At 57.4% G+C, this 14,725-nt stretch carries 14 protein-coding genes; 5 read left to right on the top strand and 9 right to left on the bottom strand.

Annotated features, from left to right (window positions below; genetic code table 11):
• Positions 1 to 69 precede the first annotated feature (69 nt).
• The 7 genes from uspE to ACHH0Z_RS15085 form a co-directional block, all read right to left on the bottom strand.
• Positions 70 to 1,020: a universal stress protein UspE gene (gene uspE, locus ACHH0Z_RS15115; protein WP_008500542.1), complete on the bottom strand. Its 951-nt coding sequence runs from the start codon at positions 1,018 to 1,020 to the stop codon at positions 70 to 72.
• A 109-nt stretch (positions 1,021 to 1,129) separates the two neighbouring features.
• Positions 1,130 to 1,312 (bottom strand): hypothetical protein, encoded by a 183-nt coding sequence (locus tag ACHH0Z_RS15110; RefSeq protein WP_014883604.1) that lies wholly within the window; start codon positions 1,310 to 1,312, stop codon positions 1,130 to 1,132.
• Positions 1,313 to 1,459: 147 nt separating this feature from the next.
• Positions 1,460 to 2,212: a fumarate/nitrate reduction transcriptional regulator Fnr gene (fnr, locus tag ACHH0Z_RS15105; protein ID WP_006174991.1), complete on the bottom strand. Its 753-nt coding sequence runs from the start codon at positions 2,210 to 2,212 to the stop codon at positions 1,460 to 1,462.
• Positions 2,213 to 2,395: 183 nt separating this feature from the next.
• Complete coding sequence (gene ogt / locus ACHH0Z_RS15100) at positions 2,396 to 2,911, bottom strand: methylated-DNA--[protein]-cysteine S-methyltransferase (RefSeq protein WP_021241159.1); 516 nt, start codon at positions 2,909 to 2,911, stop codon at positions 2,396 to 2,398.
• A 10-nt stretch (positions 2,912 to 2,921) separates the two neighbouring features.
• Positions 2,922 to 4,448 (bottom strand): p-aminobenzoyl-glutamate transporter, encoded by a 1,527-nt coding sequence (abgT, locus tag ACHH0Z_RS15095; protein WP_008500539.1) that lies wholly within the window; start codon positions 4,446 to 4,448, stop codon positions 2,922 to 2,924.
• A 45-nt stretch (positions 4,449 to 4,493) separates the two neighbouring features.
• On the bottom strand, positions 4,494 to 5,939 hold the full coding sequence (locus tag ACHH0Z_RS15090) for a M20 family metallopeptidase (RefSeq protein ID WP_045408247.1): 1,446 nt from the start codon (positions 5,937 to 5,939) through the stop codon (positions 4,494 to 4,496).
• Positions 5,939 to 7,249, bottom strand: coding sequence for a M20 family metallo-hydrolase (locus tag ACHH0Z_RS15085; protein WP_045408249.1), 1,311 nt, complete (start codon positions 7,247 to 7,249; stop codon positions 5,939 to 5,941). Before ACHH0Z_RS15085 ends, ACHH0Z_RS15090 begins: the two co-directional genes overlap by 1 nt.
• A 175-nt stretch (positions 7,250 to 7,424) precedes the next feature.
• Here ACHH0Z_RS15085 and ACHH0Z_RS15080 point away from each other — a divergent pair, with 175 nt between their 5' ends.
• Together ACHH0Z_RS15080 and smrA are read left to right on the top strand one after the other, a co-directional pair.
• A complete protein-coding gene (locus ACHH0Z_RS15080) occupies positions 7,425 to 8,336 on the top strand; it encodes a LysR family transcriptional regulator (protein WP_045408251.1) in 912 nt (303 codons plus the stop codon).
• A 356-nt stretch (positions 8,337 to 8,692) separates the two neighbouring features.
• Entirely contained in the window at positions 8,693 to 9,256 is a 564-nt protein-coding gene (smrA, locus tag ACHH0Z_RS15075; protein ID WP_008500535.1) for a DNA endonuclease SmrA, read from the top strand.
• Positions 9,257 to 9,283: 27 nt separating this feature from the next.
• Here smrA and ACHH0Z_RS15070 read toward each other — a convergent pair whose 3' ends face one another.
• Positions 9,284 to 10,945, bottom strand: a complete 1,662-nt coding sequence (locus tag ACHH0Z_RS15070; protein WP_045408254.1) for a methyl-accepting chemotaxis protein — start codon at positions 10,943 to 10,945, stop codon at positions 9,284 to 9,286.
• A gap of 143 nt (positions 10,946 to 11,088) precedes the next feature.
• Here ACHH0Z_RS15070 and ACHH0Z_RS15065 point away from each other — a divergent pair, with 143 nt between their 5' ends.
• From ACHH0Z_RS15065 to umuC, 3 genes are all read left to right on the top strand, one after another.
• The gene (locus tag ACHH0Z_RS15065; protein ID WP_039025407.1) at positions 11,089 to 11,955 is read left to right on the top strand and encodes an aldo/keto reductase family oxidoreductase; all 867 of its coding nucleotides are present in this window, start codon (positions 11,089 to 11,091) and stop codon (positions 11,953 to 11,955) included.
• A 159-nt stretch (positions 11,956 to 12,114) separates the two neighbouring features.
• Positions 12,115 to 12,549, top strand: coding sequence for a translesion error-prone DNA polymerase V autoproteolytic subunit (gene umuD / locus ACHH0Z_RS15060; RefSeq protein ID WP_008500532.1), 435 nt, complete (start codon positions 12,115 to 12,117; stop codon positions 12,547 to 12,549).
• Positions 12,533 to 13,795 (top strand): translesion error-prone DNA polymerase V subunit UmuC, encoded by a 1,263-nt coding sequence (umuC, locus tag ACHH0Z_RS15055; protein ID WP_008500531.1) that lies wholly within the window; start codon positions 12,533 to 12,535, stop codon positions 13,793 to 13,795. The genes umuD and umuC overlap by 17 nt, the downstream gene beginning before the upstream one ends.
• Before the next feature lie 7 nt (positions 13,796 to 13,802).
• On the opposite strand, the gene ACHH0Z_RS15050 is transcribed toward umuC, so the two are convergent.
• Positions 13,803 to 14,699: a LysR family transcriptional regulator gene (locus tag ACHH0Z_RS15050; RefSeq protein WP_045408257.1), complete on the bottom strand. Its 897-nt coding sequence runs from the start codon at positions 14,697 to 14,699 to the stop codon at positions 13,803 to 13,805.
• Positions 14,700 to 14,725: the final 26 nt, after the last annotated feature.

Genomic DNA, 14,725 nt, shown 5'->3' with positions numbered 1-14,725 from the left:
GTAAGGCGTAGCCGCCACCCGGCAAAAAAAAACCGCCGGTTCGCCGACGGTTTTTTTTCATCTTGCGGGTCAATCGTCTTCCGGATCGTCCAGCTCAACCGGCGTCTGGTACTCATCCGGCTTGATAACCAGCAGGTCGCAGCGCAGATGGTCGATCACCTGCTCGGCGGTGTTGCCGAGGAAGGCGGCAGAAATACCGGTACGGCCAATGGTACCCAGCACGACAATCCCCGCCTGCAGGTGTTCAGCCAGGTCCGGGATCACCTCTTCAGGCAGCCCTTTTTCCACGTGGGTCATTTTCTCATCGATGCTGAATTTCTGGCGCAGCGCTTTCATGGCCAGCAGGTGCTGACCGCGGATGGCGTCGTTATACACGCTCGGGTCAAATTCCGGCAGCTCAATGGCGATGTTAATCGGGGTAACCGGATAGGCACCTACCAGATGCACTTCGGTGTGGTTGACCTGGTCGGCAAGCTGGAGGGTCTCCTTCACCAGCTTCTCGTTCAGCGAGTTATGGTAATCCTCTTCACTGGCGAGGTTTACCGCCACAACGGCTTTCCCGCCTTCAGGCCACGGCTGGTCTTTCACCATCCAGACCGGGCAAGGGCATTTACGCAGCAAGTGCCAGTCGGTCGGGGTGAAGATCACGGATTCCAGCTTGTCGTGCTGGTGCGCCATCTTCAGCAGCAGATCGTGCCCACCGGCAACGACTTCCTGAATGATGGCTTCGAAAGGTCGGTTGTGCCAGACCACTTTAATATCAATGGGCACGCCCGCTTCCAGGTAATACTTCGCCTGTTCGCGGATCCACGCGGTACGCTGGCTGATGACGCCCTGACGCATAGCGGTGCGCTCGTCAGGCGACAGAAGGGTGGTCATCTCATACGAGAAGTCATAGATCGGCAAAAACGCTTTGATTTTGCCACCAATCCGTTGATGTAAATACACAGCACGTCGTAATGCCGGCTGATCGTCCTGATTCGGATCGATTGCTACCAGCATGTTTTGATACTTGGCCATACAGGTCTCCTTACTACTGTCACCACAGTCTGTAATTAAAAGAGTAACCTATATATCCTGAATGAAACAGAGGAGAGCTTTTGCCAGATCAATAATTCATGAAAATTTATCAGAGGAAAAGCACCGTGGTCGTTACCGCGATAAACGCAATAAACAGCAGCACCATCACCGCTATCGCAAAGGTCGTGGAGTCCTGAACGTAGGTTTTTTCCTCCCCCTTCATTGGGCCGACAAGCATGATCCAGATGAAGATAAAGGTCACTGAGGCAATCACGACTGAAACGAAAAACAAACTTTCTCTCAATTCATAACCTCAACGAGACCCTTTTGGGTGCTGTGTGGGGACGTGCTACGGTGAAAAGGGCAGATAAAAGACGGGGTGACAGGCCAGACCCATAAATCAGGAAAATTTATCGGTCTGGCAGTATACGTATGGCGTTTACGCCACGTTGCGGGCGTGCCCGGCAAGAACGGCCAGCGCTTCACCGTTTTCGATAGTGATGTATTTACCCTTAACGGCCAGCATCCCGCTTTTCTGGAAACGACCCAGCAGACGGCTGATGGTTTCCACGGTCAGACCCAGGTAGTTACCGATATCGCCACGCGTCATCGTCAGACGGAATTCACGCGGCGAGAAGCCACGCTCGGCGAAGCGGCGGGAGAGGTTGTAGATAAACGCGGCCAGGCGCTCTTCTGCGTTCTTTTTAGAAAGCAGCAGAATCATGTCCTGATCGCCTTTGATCTCACCGCTCATCAGACGCATCATCTGCTGACGCAGGTTAGGCATCTTGCCGGACAGATCGTCCAGGGTTTCAAACGGAATTTCGCAAACCATCGAGGTTTCGAGTGCCTGAGCAAAGCTCGGGTGATGGCCCGTACCGATGGCATCAAAGCCTACCAGGTCACCTGCCAGATGGAATCCGGTAATCTGCTCATCACCTTGCTCGGTGATGGTGTAGCTCTTGATGGTGCCAGAACGGATAGCATAGAGCGATTTCAGTTCGTCTCCCGCTTTAAACAGCGTCTGCCCTTTCTGAATAGGCTTTTTACGCTCGATGATATTATCAAGCTGATCGAGTTCATGCTCATTCAGGGTAAACGGGATACAGAGCTGGCTGATGCTGCAATCCTGGCAATGGATAGCACAACCGCCAGACTGAATGCGTCGTATAATTCGCTTTTCCGGGATCATAGGTTTGCTCAAGCCTTAATTGATATTGGTCAATTTTAACATCTTTTTGGTAAGTACGTAAGCCTGACAAACCCTCAATAAGGACAAGAGACGGCAATGTGTCGCCATCTTCTTGAAATTCCACAGCTTGATTATGGATTTTTAGCCTAACCGGAAGAAAATTAAGCACAAAAAGCCTGGGAACTAGAGTAAGAGATACCCTTCGTGACGCAGCAACCACTCTTTTCGCTGCACGCCACCGGCATAGCCGGTGAGGGTGCCGTTGCGGCCAATAACGCGATGGCAGGGCACCACGATGCTGACCGGATTAGAGCCGTTCGCGGCACCTACGGCGCGTGCGGCCCCAGCGCGACCTAACTGCTCCGCGAGCTGGCCGTAATGCATCACCTGTCCGCAGGGAATGGCCCGCAGCGCCTGCCACACTTCGCGCTGAAAAGGGGTGCCCGCCGTGGCGGTGGGCAGCGTGTCGATGATGCTGAGATCGCCTTCGAAGTACGCTGCAAGCTTATCGCTCAGTCCACCCGGATTGGTGGCGCGGATACGTTCATACCCCTGGGCGCGGTAGTGAATCGCAAGCAGTTCTTCCATGCGGTCGCTGTGCTCTTCCCACTCAACGGCGCGCAGGCAAAACTGCTCGTCCGCGATCACCCACAGCGGCCCAAGCGGCGTCGCAATCTTGTCTTCGAGTAATCTCAGCATCCTCATTCCCTTAGTTCAGCCTCGGGTAGATCCCCGGCCCAATCGGCAGGCCGACAAGATACCACGCCACCAGCATCACCAGCCATACCCCTAAAAAGATAAGCGGGTAGGGTAAAACCAGCGAATAGTAGGTACCCAGTTTGGCCTCGGGTTTATAGCGCTGCAGGAAGCCTAAAAACAGCGGAACAAACGGCGAAACTGGCGCCAGCGGGATAACCGAAGAGTCCGCGATGCGGAACAGGATCTGCGCGAAAGCCGGGTGGAACCCCAGCATCATAAACATCGGCACGAAGATCGGGGCCAGAATCGACCAGATGGCGGAGCCGCTGGCGATAAACATGCACAGCAGGGATGACAGCAGCGCCAGACCGACAAACGCCGGTACGCCGCTTAGCCCGGCAGCCTCCAGCGCGTCGGTGAGGCCCACGGCCATAAACTTGCCCATGTTGCTCCAGTTAAACATCGCCACAAACTGGGCCAGCGGGAACACCATCACGATAAAGCCCGCCATCTCCTTCATCGGCTCGATCATCAGCTGCGGCAGGTCACCCTGGCGGCGGATTTTGCCGGTGGCGATACCGTAGGCGAGCGAAACAACAAAGAAGAAGAGGATAATCAGCGGCACGATGCCCTGGATAAACGGCGAGGGCAGGACCGTATGTTTAACCGGATCGCGCAATATGCCGTTTTCCGGCACCACCATCAGCGCCACCGCGGCGATAAACGCCAGCGAGACAATCCCCGCCACGCGCAGGCCGAAGCGCTGCGCTTCGCTCAGCGTCTCCAGCTTTTCATCACTGCGGCCTTCCCATTTGCCCAGGCGCGGCTCGACGATCTTATCGGTAATCAGCCCGCCGACAATCGTCAGGAGAATGACCGAGCTTGCCATAAAGTACCAGTTGTCGATCACGCTGACGTGCATGGCCGCATCAATGGTTTTCGCCGCCTCCGTACTGATGCCCGAGAGCAGCACGTCGGTGGTGACGATCAGCAGGTTAGCGGTAAAACCGCAGCCCACCCCCGCAATCGCGGACAGCAGGCCCGCCACGGGGTGGCGCCCGACGGCGAGGAAGATCAGCGCCCCCATCGGCGGCATGATCACCAGCGCGGCGTCGGAGGAGATATGGCTGAAGAAGGCGATAAACAGCACCATGTAGCTCGCGTAGCGCGCGCTGACGTGAGAAGCCATCTTCACCATCAATGCGGGCAACAGGCCCACGCGTTCGGCCAGCCCGGCGCCCAGCACCAGCGCCAGAATGGCGCCGAGCGGGGCGAATCCGCTGAAGTTTTTAATCACGTTGGGTAAAAACCAGTGCAGCCCTTCAATGCTCAGCAGGTTTTTCACCGCCACCAGGCTGCCGTCGGCCGGGCTGCGCACGCTGACGTCAAAGGCGGAGAGCACGGCGGTGGCGACCATCAAAATCACAATCAAATAGATAAAAAGCAGGAAAGGGTGCGGCACTTTATTGCCGATCCTTTCAACCCAGCCATAGAGCTTACCGGATGGGGAATGCGAAGGTATGGATGACATACTCATGGGCGTTCCTCGGAGTGTTGTGTTGTTGTGTTGTGTTGTGTTTTTTTATTTTAAAGGTGACGGTGTCACGCCCGGTGGGATCGGACACGCGTACGGTTTTTCTTCTAGTTGTTGTTCGAACTCTTCACGGCATTTTTTCAGCAGCGCCGCGTCCTGCAGCAGATTGAGCGCGGTCGCGCCCATCACTTTCCCGGCCAGCAGCATGCCCTTGTGGGCAATAGAGGTTCGCCCCTGAGATACCAGCTGCCAGGTGTGCAGCGGCGTGCCGACGGTAAAGCAGGGGCTGAAGCACTGGGCGACCGGCATTTTCCAGCTGACGTCACCCACGTCGGTTGAACCTGCCAGCACGTTGTCGGTGACGGCATAGGGCGCGACTTCATCCACCAGCAGCGTCGCCTGATGACGACGGGCAAAGGTTTTACCCGCTTCACCACCCGTGGCGGCAATATTTTTCAGGCTATTTTGCAGATCGTTGGGCGTCAGCGTGGCGCGGATCTCGCGGGCAAACTCTCGCTCTTCGTCGGTCCACTCCGGCGTGCCGTAGTGCTGCAGGGCGCGATACATCGCCGCCTCAAGCGTGCGGTTCGGCAGGTAGCTGGAGCAGGCTTTATCAAAGCGACACTCGACGGTGGTCTCGGTCATCATCGCCGCGCCCTGGGCGATTTTCTCGATGCGCTCGTAGATCTGCTGCGCATCCGCCATCTCCGGGGCGCGGATCAGGTACAGCACCTCGGCCTGCGCCTGCACCACGTTGGGCGAAATCCCGCCGGTGTCGGTAATGGCGTAATGGACGCGCGCTTTCTCGATGACGTGTTCGTTAAGGAAGTTGGTGCCGGTGGTCATCAGCGTCACGGCGTCCAGGGCGCTGCGTCCCAGGTGAGGAGAGTTGGCCGCGTGCGCCGCCACGCCGTGAAAACGCCAGGCGGCCTGAATATTCGCCAGCGTGCTGACGTTAAACATCCCGGCAAAGGCTTCCGGGTGCCAGGTGACGGCGGCATCGACGTCATCAAACAGCCCTTCGCGCACCATAAAGGTTTTCCCGGAGCCGCCTTCTTCACCGGGACAGCCGTAAAAACGCACCGTTCCGCTGCCGCCGTGCTGCTCCAGCCAGCTTTTCACCGCCACCGCGCCCGCAAGCGCCGCGGTGCCTAAGAGGTTATGTCCGCAGCCGTGGCCGTTAGCCCCCGGCGTGGCGGTTTGCGCGGTCGCGCAGTGTGCCTGCTGGCTTAACCCGGCCAGCGCGTCGTACTCGCCCAGCAGGGCGATAACCGGTTTTCCGCTGCCGAAGCTGGCGATAAAGGCATTGGGAATACCGCCTGCCTCGCGGGTCAGCGTGAAGCCTTCTGCTTCCAGCTCGCTGGCCAGCCGTTCGGCGGACCAGAACTCTTCAAAGCGGGTTTCGGGACGATCCCAGATCGCGTCGGCAATATCGGTTAACGTCCGACATCGCGTGTCGATCGCATCGGCAATAAAAGCGTAGTTCTCCTGCATCACACACCTCGCGTCCACGGGAAATTGAGCGCTGTTCGCGCCAGCGTTTCGATGGCGATAGTCATGACCTGCTCATCGAAGTCGAATTTTTCGTTGTGATGTCCGGCGCTCAAATCCGTGCCAAACACCATATAGGACGCCATGCCGCCGTTCTGCTGCACGCGGGCCATCATCAGCGTGGCGTCTTCGGAACCCGCTGGCGCTTTTACCTTATCGATGGCATGAACAACCCCGGAAACCTGGCTCGCCTGTTCGCGCAGATAATCCACCCACGCCGGTGTCGGCGCGCTGGAGGTGGCAGCCCCCATCAGGCGCATCTCCGCGCTCACGCCATAGAGCGCCGCCGCGCCGGTAATGACGGCCTGCGCGCGTTCAAAGACATACTGATTAATCGCTTCGCTTTCGCCGCGGGTTTCAACTTTGATCAGGGCATTCGCGGGCACCACGTTGCGCCCGCTGCCCGCCTGCATCACGCCGACGTTCACCCGGGATGCGCCGTCGCTGTGCGGAGCGATGCTGTGCAGGGCGAGGGCGGCCTGCGCGGCGGCGAGCAGGGCGTTACGCCCGTCCTCCGGCTTACCGCCCGCGTGTGCGGCCACGCCGGTGAAGCTCACGTCGAACTTGGTGGTGGCCATAAAGTTATCGCTGCCGCAGATCACCGTACCGGCAGGGACGCCGGTACCAATATGAATGGCCGTGAAATAGTCCGCGTCATCCAGCGCCCCGGCGGCAACCATGGCGCGCGCGCCGCGCGTGCCTTCTTCAGCAGGTTGGAAGATCAGCTTAATGGTGCCGTTGAGCCGGGCTGCATTCTGCTTAAGCACCTGTGCCAGTCCCAGACCAATGGTGGTGTGGCCGTCGTGCGCGCAGGCGTGCATCATGCCCGGATTGCAGGAGGCAAACCCGTCGCGGAACGGGCGATGGCTGTCGTCGAGCGCTTCGCTTAAATCAAGGGCGTCCATGTCCACGCGAAACGCCAGGGTTGGGCCCGGGCGGCCGGTATTCAGGGTGGCGACAATGCCGGTAAAGCCGCCTTCAAACGGCGCCAGCCATTTCTCAGGCGCGCCTTGCGCCCGCGCGCGGGCAAACTCTCGCGCCAGGGTTGCCTCATCGGGCAGCCCCATCCGGCTTTCGGCATCGACCACGTCACGGCCCATCGCCAGTTCGTAACCCAGCGAGTTCAGGGTCTCCGCAACTTTCGCGGCGGTACGAAACTCTACCCAGCCGGATTCCGCAAAATGGTGAAAATCGCGACGCCACGCGCTCAGCTGCAGGGTTAACGTCTGGATGTACTGCGCCAGTGTGTCCATATCTGTTCCTGTCATCATGAAAATATGTGAACTGCTTCACGCTGTGATAGTTTTTACTTATCACTAACCGATTTTTCACAGTTTTAACCGTTCAGGAATTACCCTCGCACATCCCTTTCCAGTAAAGTAGATGACAGTTTCTTTACTCTGATAAACAACGGTTATCGGTCGGGCTATGTCATTTCAGGTTAAATTCCATCATCTCCGGGCGTTTGTTGAAGTCGCACGTCAGGGCAGCATTCGCGGTGCCAGCAGGACGCTGAATCTTTCGCAGCCGGCGCTGACCAAATCCATCAAAGAGCTGGAGGAGGGCATGGCGGCGCAGCTTTTCGTGCGCAGGAGTAAGGGCGTGGCGTTGACCGAATGTGGTGAGGGCTTTTACCAGCGCGCCCGGTTAATTCTGGAAGAGCTGCGCGCGGCGCAGGATGACATTCGTCAGCGGCAGGGGGAACAGGCCGGGCAGATCAACATCGGGATGGGGGCCAGCGTTTCGCGCAGCCTGATGCCCGCCGTTATTACCCGCTTTCATGCCCAACATCCGCAGGTCAAAGTGCGGATAATGGAAGGGCAGCTGGTGTCGATGATCAACGAATTACGGCAGGGAGAGCTGGATTTCACCATCAATACTTATTATCAGGGACCTTACGACCAGGAATTTACGTTTGAAAAACTCTTTGAGAAGCCATTTGCGGTATTTTGTCGCGAAGGTCATCCGGCAACGGGGGCAACGTCGATTAACGAACTCCTGCATTATAACTGGACAATGCCGACGCCGCGGGGAAGTTATTATAAGCAGCTAGAAGAGGTATTTAGCAATCGCTCGCAAATACCGCGAATTGGTGTGGTCTGCGAAACCTTTTCCTCCTGTATTAGCCTGGTCGCGCAAAGTGATTTTCTAAGCATATTGCCGCAGGAGCTAGGGTGTGACCCGCTGCTGGCGCACCGTCTGGTCATGCTGCCGGTTGTCGAATCGCTTCCAAAAGCAGCATATTATTTAATTCAGCGCCGTGATTCACGTCAGACGCCCCTGGCTGAATCATTAATTACGCAGTTCAGACGGGAAGCGAGAAAAATAATCGCGGCGTGAAAGTGAGATAATAAAAAAACAGGATCTGCCCGACATCAGACAGATCCTCCAGTACACACAGCAGTGCGTCCTTTCGCCAATCCTGAATATTATATCCATGAAGCAGGTATATTTAGGTATAACACCTTTTCCGCAAAAAGAAAGGATGTCGAGTGTTTGATTTTACGAAAATTTAACACAAATCACTTATTTCATCTTTGCTGAAATTTTAGTTAAGTCGTATTTAAATCCATTTTATAAATACTATATATATTCATCAGGTTAATATTTGCGGCGCATGAGGGCCTGTAATGGTGATTGAGGCCAGTCTCAGGCGCAGGTATAGTACCGTCCTCAGTTGTAGCCGGAGGATATCCATGAACCCTGACGACAAATCCTTTTTTCTTGACGCCATGGAAGATGTCCAGCCGCTGAAGCGTGGCCCGGATATTCACTGGCAGCCCAGCCGCAATACGCGGGCGCGCCAGGAGGTGGATTGTGAACAGCTGGATAACTTCCTGACGCTGGATTTTCTTGACCTTCTGCCCCTTGAAGAGCCGCTGGCGTTCCGGCGCGAAGGGGTGCAGCAGGGCGTTATCGAGAAGCTGCGATCGGGTAAATATGCCCGCCAGGCCAGCTTAAACCTCCTGCGTCAGCCCGCCGAACGCTGCCGTCAGATGCTCTATTCTTTTATTCGCCAGGCCGGACGTGACGGGTTACGCAATCTGATTATCATTCACGGAAAAGGGCGCGAGCAGAACTCGCATCCTAATGTGGTGCGCAGCTATCTGGCGCGCTGGTTAACCGAGTTCGAGGAAGTGCAGGCCTTCTGCGTGGCGCTGCCGCATCACGGCGGCAGCGGGGCATGCTACGTTTCACTGCGTAAATCCGATGAAGCAAAACAGGAGAACTGGGAGCGGCACGCCAAGCGCAGCCGCTAGCGGGCGATTTCCTCGCCCGCCGGTGATTCAGAAGGTTTCCCAGTTGCTGTCGGTGGCGGCGTTTGCGGTTGCCGGGCGCAACATCTGAGGCGTTTTCACGCTGGCCGGACGTGGAGCTACCGCTTTTTCTTTGCCGTTCAGACGAAACGCGGCCACCGCCTGGCGCAGCTGTTCGGATTGATCTTCCAGCGCCGCTGCCGCCGTGGCGGACTCCTGCACCAGCGCGGCGTTTTGCTGCGTCACGCTGTCCATCTGCGAAACGGCCAGGCTCACCTGCTCAATGCCGCGGCTCTGCTCGTCAGAGGCAGAGGAAATCTCGCCCATGATATCGGTCACGCGGGTCACGGCGGCGACGATTTCCTTCATGGTGGTGCCTGCCTCGCTAACCTGCTCAGAACCGGTATTCACCCGGCTGACGGAGTTCTCGATAAGCCCTTTGATCTCTTTCGCCGCCTGTGCGCTGCGGCTCGCCAGGGTCCGGACCTCGCCTGCGACAACCGCAAAACCACGTCCCTGTTCCCCGGCGCGTGCCGCTTCCACCGCGGCGTTAAGCGCCAGAATGTTCGTCTGGAACGCGATGCTGTCAATCACGCCGGTAATATGCGCAATTTGCTGCGAACTGTCGGCGATCTCGTTCATGGTGCGAACCACGTTATCCACGACGTGACCGCCGCGCGCGGCCGTTTCAGAGGCGTTTTTCGCCAGCAGCGTGGCCTGACGGGCGTTATCGGAGTTCTGTTTAACCGTCGCGGTCAGCTCTTCCATGCTGGCGGCGGTCTCTTCGAGCGAGGCGGCCTGCTGCTCGGTGCGGGCGGAAAGATCGTTGCTTCCTGCGGCAATTTCGCCTGCGCCGGTGTAGATGGAATCGGTACTTCCGCGTACGGCGCTGACGGTGGTCACCAGCGACTGCTGCATCTCATGCAGGCCCGCGGCCAGCTGACCCATCTCATTGCGGCCCGAGATAGCGATCTCCTGCGTCAGGTCGCCCCCTGCAATGGCGCGAATATGGTTCATAATGGAGTGGAGTGGTTTTAACAGCAGGTGCTGTAAACCCTGCCAGATGACCACCAGAACCGCGATAACGGCCAGCAGAATTGCCGCCAGCGTCCACTGCATCTGCGTGAAGCTGCTCTGGTTCTCTTCGGTTGCGGCCTTCAGCAGGGTGTTGTTTTCGGCGCGCCAGCGGTTATAGACCGCTTCCATATCGTCCTGCGCCTGCTGCGCATCCAGATCGCCATAGGCCTGATAGTTGTCGGCGCGCAGATACTCAATCGATAAACGCATGACTTCGTGCATCTGGTTCCAGGATTTCTGCATCTCGTCGGTCAATGCCGCCTCCTGGCCCTTAACCTGCGGCAGTTTCTGCCACTCTTTGTTATAGGCTTCGGCTTTTGCCAGCGAGTCGCCTGCGGTGCCCAGCAGTTTATTGATCGCCGCCAGGGAAGCCGGGTCACGCTGGTTTTTCAGGTAGCGGATCGCCACGCGGGTGACGGTGACGCGCGTTTTCACCAGCGTGTTCACGCTGTCGCTCAGGCTTTCCTGCTGGGCATTGAGCACGCCGGAGTTCTGGAAGTTATGGCGATCGTTACTGACGGCAGAGTAGAACAACCCTCCCGTGACAACTTGCAGCAGGCAGAATATGGTGAGGGCAAAGATAATACCGGTAATCACGTGCAGATTTTTCAGCATAGCGGTCGTCCGTTAGAGAAGATGCAGGGTTACTTCATTACTATCGTCGTAGAGAATGTAAACTTTAATTAACTCGCGCTTAACTAAGGGGCCCTTTTGGGAACCTGTTGTAAATCCGGATCATTTTTATGAGGAAGGTCAACATGAGCAGCATTGATAAAAGCGGGACATACGCGCTCGGGACGCGGACGGTGAAACGGCTGGGCTACGGCGCGATGCAGCTGGCCGGGCCGGGCGTCTTTGGGCCGCCGAAGGATAAGCAGGCCGCGCTGGACGTGTTACGCGAGGCCGTGGCGGCGGGGGTGAACCACATTGATACCAGTGATTTTTATGGCCCTCATGTCACCAACCAGCTGATCCGCGAGGCGCTTCATCCTTACCGGGACGATCTGACGATCGTCACCAAGATTGGCGCCCGTCGCAACGACAAAGGCGCCTGGCTGCCGGCCTTTTCCGCGCAGGAGCTGACGCAGGCGGTGCATGACAACCTGCGTAATCTGCAGCTGGACGTGCTGGACGTGGTGAATCTGCGAATTATGTTTAGCGCGCACGGGCCAGCGGAAGGGTCGATTGCTGAACCGCTCTCCACCCTGGCAGAATTACAGCAGCAGGGGCTGGTGCGGCATATTGGTTTGAGCAACGTCACGGCCACCCAGGTCGCGGAAGCGCAGAAGATGGTGCCGGTGGTGTGCGTGCAGAACATGTACAACATTGTGAACCGGGGTGACGATGCGCTGGTGGATCTGCTTGCGCAGCAGGGGATCGCGTATGTGCCGTTCTTCCCACTGGGCGGCTTTACGCCGCTGCAATCGTCCGGGCTGAAGGCTGTCGCGGATTCACTGGGCGTCACGGCAATGCAGGTTGCGCTGGCATGGCTGCTGCAGCGTTCTCCGAATATCCTGCTGATCCCGGGCACCTCTTCCGTGGCGCATCTGCGGCAAAACCTCGCGGCGGGAGAACTGCAGCTGCCGCCTGACGCGCTGGAAACATTGAATACGCTGATGGACTGATCGTCACAGGCGCAAAGCCCGACATGTGCTTCCGGGCTTTGCGCGTTTTAAATCTTCTGACACTTCAACGCGTTTGGGTTCGCTTCCGGAAATGACCTTGATCCCTGACCATAATCCGTAATACTGTATTTATATACAGTATATGGCGAGAAAGGCATCATGGACACTCTCTTTTCTTATCAACCAAAACAAATCATTGAACTACCTTTGTTTTTAGAACGTGTTGCCTGTGGGTTTCCCAGCCCGGCGCAGGATTATGTGGAGGATCGTCTCGATCTTAACCGGCTGGCAGTGAGGCACCCCAGTGCGACCTATTTTATCAAGGTGAGTGGAGACTCCATGATTGGCGCGGGGATTGGCGACGGCGATCTGCTGGTGGTTGACCGCTCGTTAAATGCCGAACATGGGGATATCGTCGTGGCGTCGGTCGCCGGTGAGTTTACGGTGAAAGAGCTACAGACGCGCCCGGTGCTGAGGCTGTTGCCACATAACGCCCGCTATCAGCCGATTACCTTTCAGTCCGAAGAGGAGCTGCAGATCTTCGGCGTCGTCACCCACACGCTTAAAACGCATAAACATGTTCGCGCTGGTTGATGTGAACAGCTTCTATGCCTCCTGCGAGAAGGTATTCCGCCCCGATCTGGAGGGGAAGCCCATCGTGGTGGTGTCCAACAACGACGGCTGCATCATTTCACTCTCGCGGGAGGCAAAGCAGTTCGGCATAAAAATGGGTGAGCCCTATTTTAAATTCAAAGAGAAGCTTTTTCCGGCGAGGGTTTACGTCTTCAGTTCGAACTATGCGCTGTATGCCGACCTCAGCAGTCGGGTGATGCAGACGCTGACGGATCTGGCTCCGGCCATAGAAATTTACTCGATTGACGAGGCGTTCGTGAACGTTTCAGGGATCGGTAACTGCATGTCGCTGGACGCGTTCGGACACCAGATGCGCACGCAGGTCTTTAAAAACACGGGTTTAACCGTTGGCGTCGGCATTGCCCCGACAAAAACGCTGGCAAAGCTGGCCAACTATGCGGCGAAACGGTGGGCCAGTACCGGCGGCGTGGTCGATCTGTCGGGCCGCGAGCGGCAGCGTAAACTGCTGGCAAAGGTTCCGGTAGAGGAGGTATGGGGCGTAGGGCGGCGCATCACGAAAAAACTGAACGCGATGGGGATTACCACGGCGCTGGAGCTGGCGGAGGCCTCCTCGTGGGTCATTCGCAAACATTTTAACGTGGTGCTGGAGCGTACGGCGCGCGAGCTTCGCGGCGAGCCCTGTCTTGACCTGGAAGAGTACACCCCCACGAAGCAGCAAATCATCTGTAGCCGTTCGTTTGGTCATCGCATTACGCAATATGAAGAGATGCACCAGGCGATTTGCGCCTACGCGGAACGCGCCGCAGAGAAACTGCGCGGCGAGCATCAATACTGTCGTTTTATCAGCGTGTTTGTGCGCACCAGCCCGCATGCGGACAACGAAATTTATTACGGTAATCAGGCTTCGGTCACCCTGATGACGCCCACCAATGACTCGCGGGATATCATCCGTGCCGCCACGGAGGCGCTGGGGCGGATATGGCTCGACGGGTATCGCTATATGAAGGCTGGGGTCATGCTGGCGGACTTTTTCAGCAGCGGTGTCGCTCAGCTTAACCTGTTTGACGACAATCGCCTGCGCGCCAACAGCGCGGCGCTGATGGAGATGATCGACAGCGTCAATCACTCCGGCAAAGGGAAGATATGGTTCGCCGGGCAGGGGATTGAGAAACCGTGGGCCATGAAGCGGGAAATGTTGTCACCGGCCTATACGACGCGGTACGCGGATTTACCGGTGGCGAGGTAAAAGGCGGTTATTTTGTGGCGTTGTGGGTCGCGATCTCAGGCAGTAATTGCTCAATCACGCTGACGACCTTTCTGACGCGCTGCGGAATAAAGCGGGCATCAGGATAAACGGCATAGAGGAAGCGATCGGGTAACCGCCAGTCGGGCAGCACCGGTACCAGCGTGCCCGCCTGCAGAGCCCTGGCCACGAGCGGTCGCTGCATGCCGCCGATACCCATGCCGGATTCCAGCGCCTGCAGCAGCGCGTCGCTGGTGTTGGCACGGAAAACGGTATTCACGTTGACCTCGACCGTCTCCGCGTCAGACATCAGGCGCAGGGGAGCATCCAGCGGAATGCCGCTGAACCGCACGTGTGGGAGCGTCGCCAGTTCGCTGACCGCGTGTACCGCCTGAAAGCCGGGAGCGGCAAACAGTGCAGCTTCAATACGCCCCAGCACGCGAGCCGCGTGCGCCTGCGGAGGCTCGCTGCTCAGCCGTATCGCGACATCCACGCCCTCCGCCACCAGATCGGCAAGGCGGTCATCCAGGGAAAGCATCAGCTGCAGTTCGGGATGCAGGCGCTGTAGCGCCAGCAGATGCGGCAAAATGATCTGCCCCAGGCCGCTCGGCAACTGGACATGGACGCGTCCCTGAACGCTATGATCGACAGGATGTAAACGCCTCTCCGCTTCCCCCATGGCGTCCAGCACGAGCTGCATATCACGCCGGTAGCGTTCCCCTTGTTCGGTCAGCTTCATCGTACGCGTCGTACGGTGCAGCAGTACCACGCCAAGCTCTTCCTCAAGCGCCGCGATCTGTTGACTGACGGCGGACTGCTTAATACCGGTCTGACGGGCAGCCGCTGAAAACGAGCCCGCTTCAGCGACGCGCAGAAAGGTAGAAATGGCATTGAGCTTATTATTCATTTAATGATTTTGCTTATAAGTGCCAT

The sequence above is a fragment of the Enterobacter cloacae complex sp. 2024EL-00227 genome (genome assembly GCF_043945315.1).
In the GTDB taxonomy this organism is placed as follows: domain Bacteria; phylum Pseudomonadota; class Gammaproteobacteria; order Enterobacterales; family Enterobacteriaceae; genus Enterobacter; species Enterobacter roggenkampii.
Note: the sequence above shows the minus strand (reverse complement) of the source record. Positions and strands in the feature narration are given on the sequence as shown.

Excerpts from the sequence above, each read along its gene's own strand:
- uspE (WP_008500542.1), bottom strand. The coding sequence starts at position 1,020 with ATGGCCAAGTATCAAAACATGCTGGTAGCAATCGATCCGAATCAGGAC.
- fnr (WP_006174991.1), bottom strand. The coding sequence starts at position 2,212 with ATGATCCCGGAAAAGCGAATTATACGACGCATTCAGTCTGGCGGTTGT.
- ogt (WP_021241159.1), bottom strand. The coding sequence starts at position 2,911 with ATGCTGAGATTACTCGAAGACAAGATTGCGACGCCGCTTGGGCCGCTG.
- abgT (WP_008500539.1), bottom strand. The coding sequence starts at position 4,448 with ATGAGTATGTCATCCATACCTTCGCATTCCCCATCCGGTAAGCTCTAT.
- ACHH0Z_RS15090 (WP_045408247.1), bottom strand. The coding sequence starts at position 5,939 with ATGCAGGAGAACTACGCTTTTATTGCCGATGCGATCGACACGCGATGT.
- ACHH0Z_RS15085 (WP_045408249.1), bottom strand. The coding sequence starts at position 7,249 with ATGGACACACTGGCGCAGTACATCCAGACGTTAACCCTGCAGCTGAGC.
- ACHH0Z_RS15080 (WP_045408251.1), top strand. The coding sequence starts at position 7,425 with ATGTCATTTCAGGTTAAATTCCATCATCTCCGGGCGTTTGTTGAAGTC.
- smrA (WP_008500535.1), top strand. The coding sequence starts at position 8,693 with ATGAACCCTGACGACAAATCCTTTTTTCTTGACGCCATGGAAGATGTC.
- ACHH0Z_RS15070 (WP_045408254.1), bottom strand. The coding sequence starts at position 10,945 with ATGCTGAAAAATCTGCACGTGATTACCGGTATTATCTTTGCCCTCACC.
- ACHH0Z_RS15065 (WP_039025407.1), top strand. The coding sequence starts at position 11,089 with ATGAGCAGCATTGATAAAAGCGGGACATACGCGCTCGGGACGCGGACG.
- umuD (WP_008500532.1), top strand. The coding sequence starts at position 12,115 with ATGGACACTCTCTTTTCTTATCAACCAAAACAAATCATTGAACTACCT.
- umuC (WP_008500531.1), top strand. The coding sequence starts at position 12,533 with ATGTTCGCGCTGGTTGATGTGAACAGCTTCTATGCCTCCTGCGAGAAG.
- ACHH0Z_RS15050 (WP_045408257.1), bottom strand. The coding sequence starts at position 14,699 with ATGAATAATAAGCTCAATGCCATTTCTACCTTTCTGCGCGTCGCTGAA.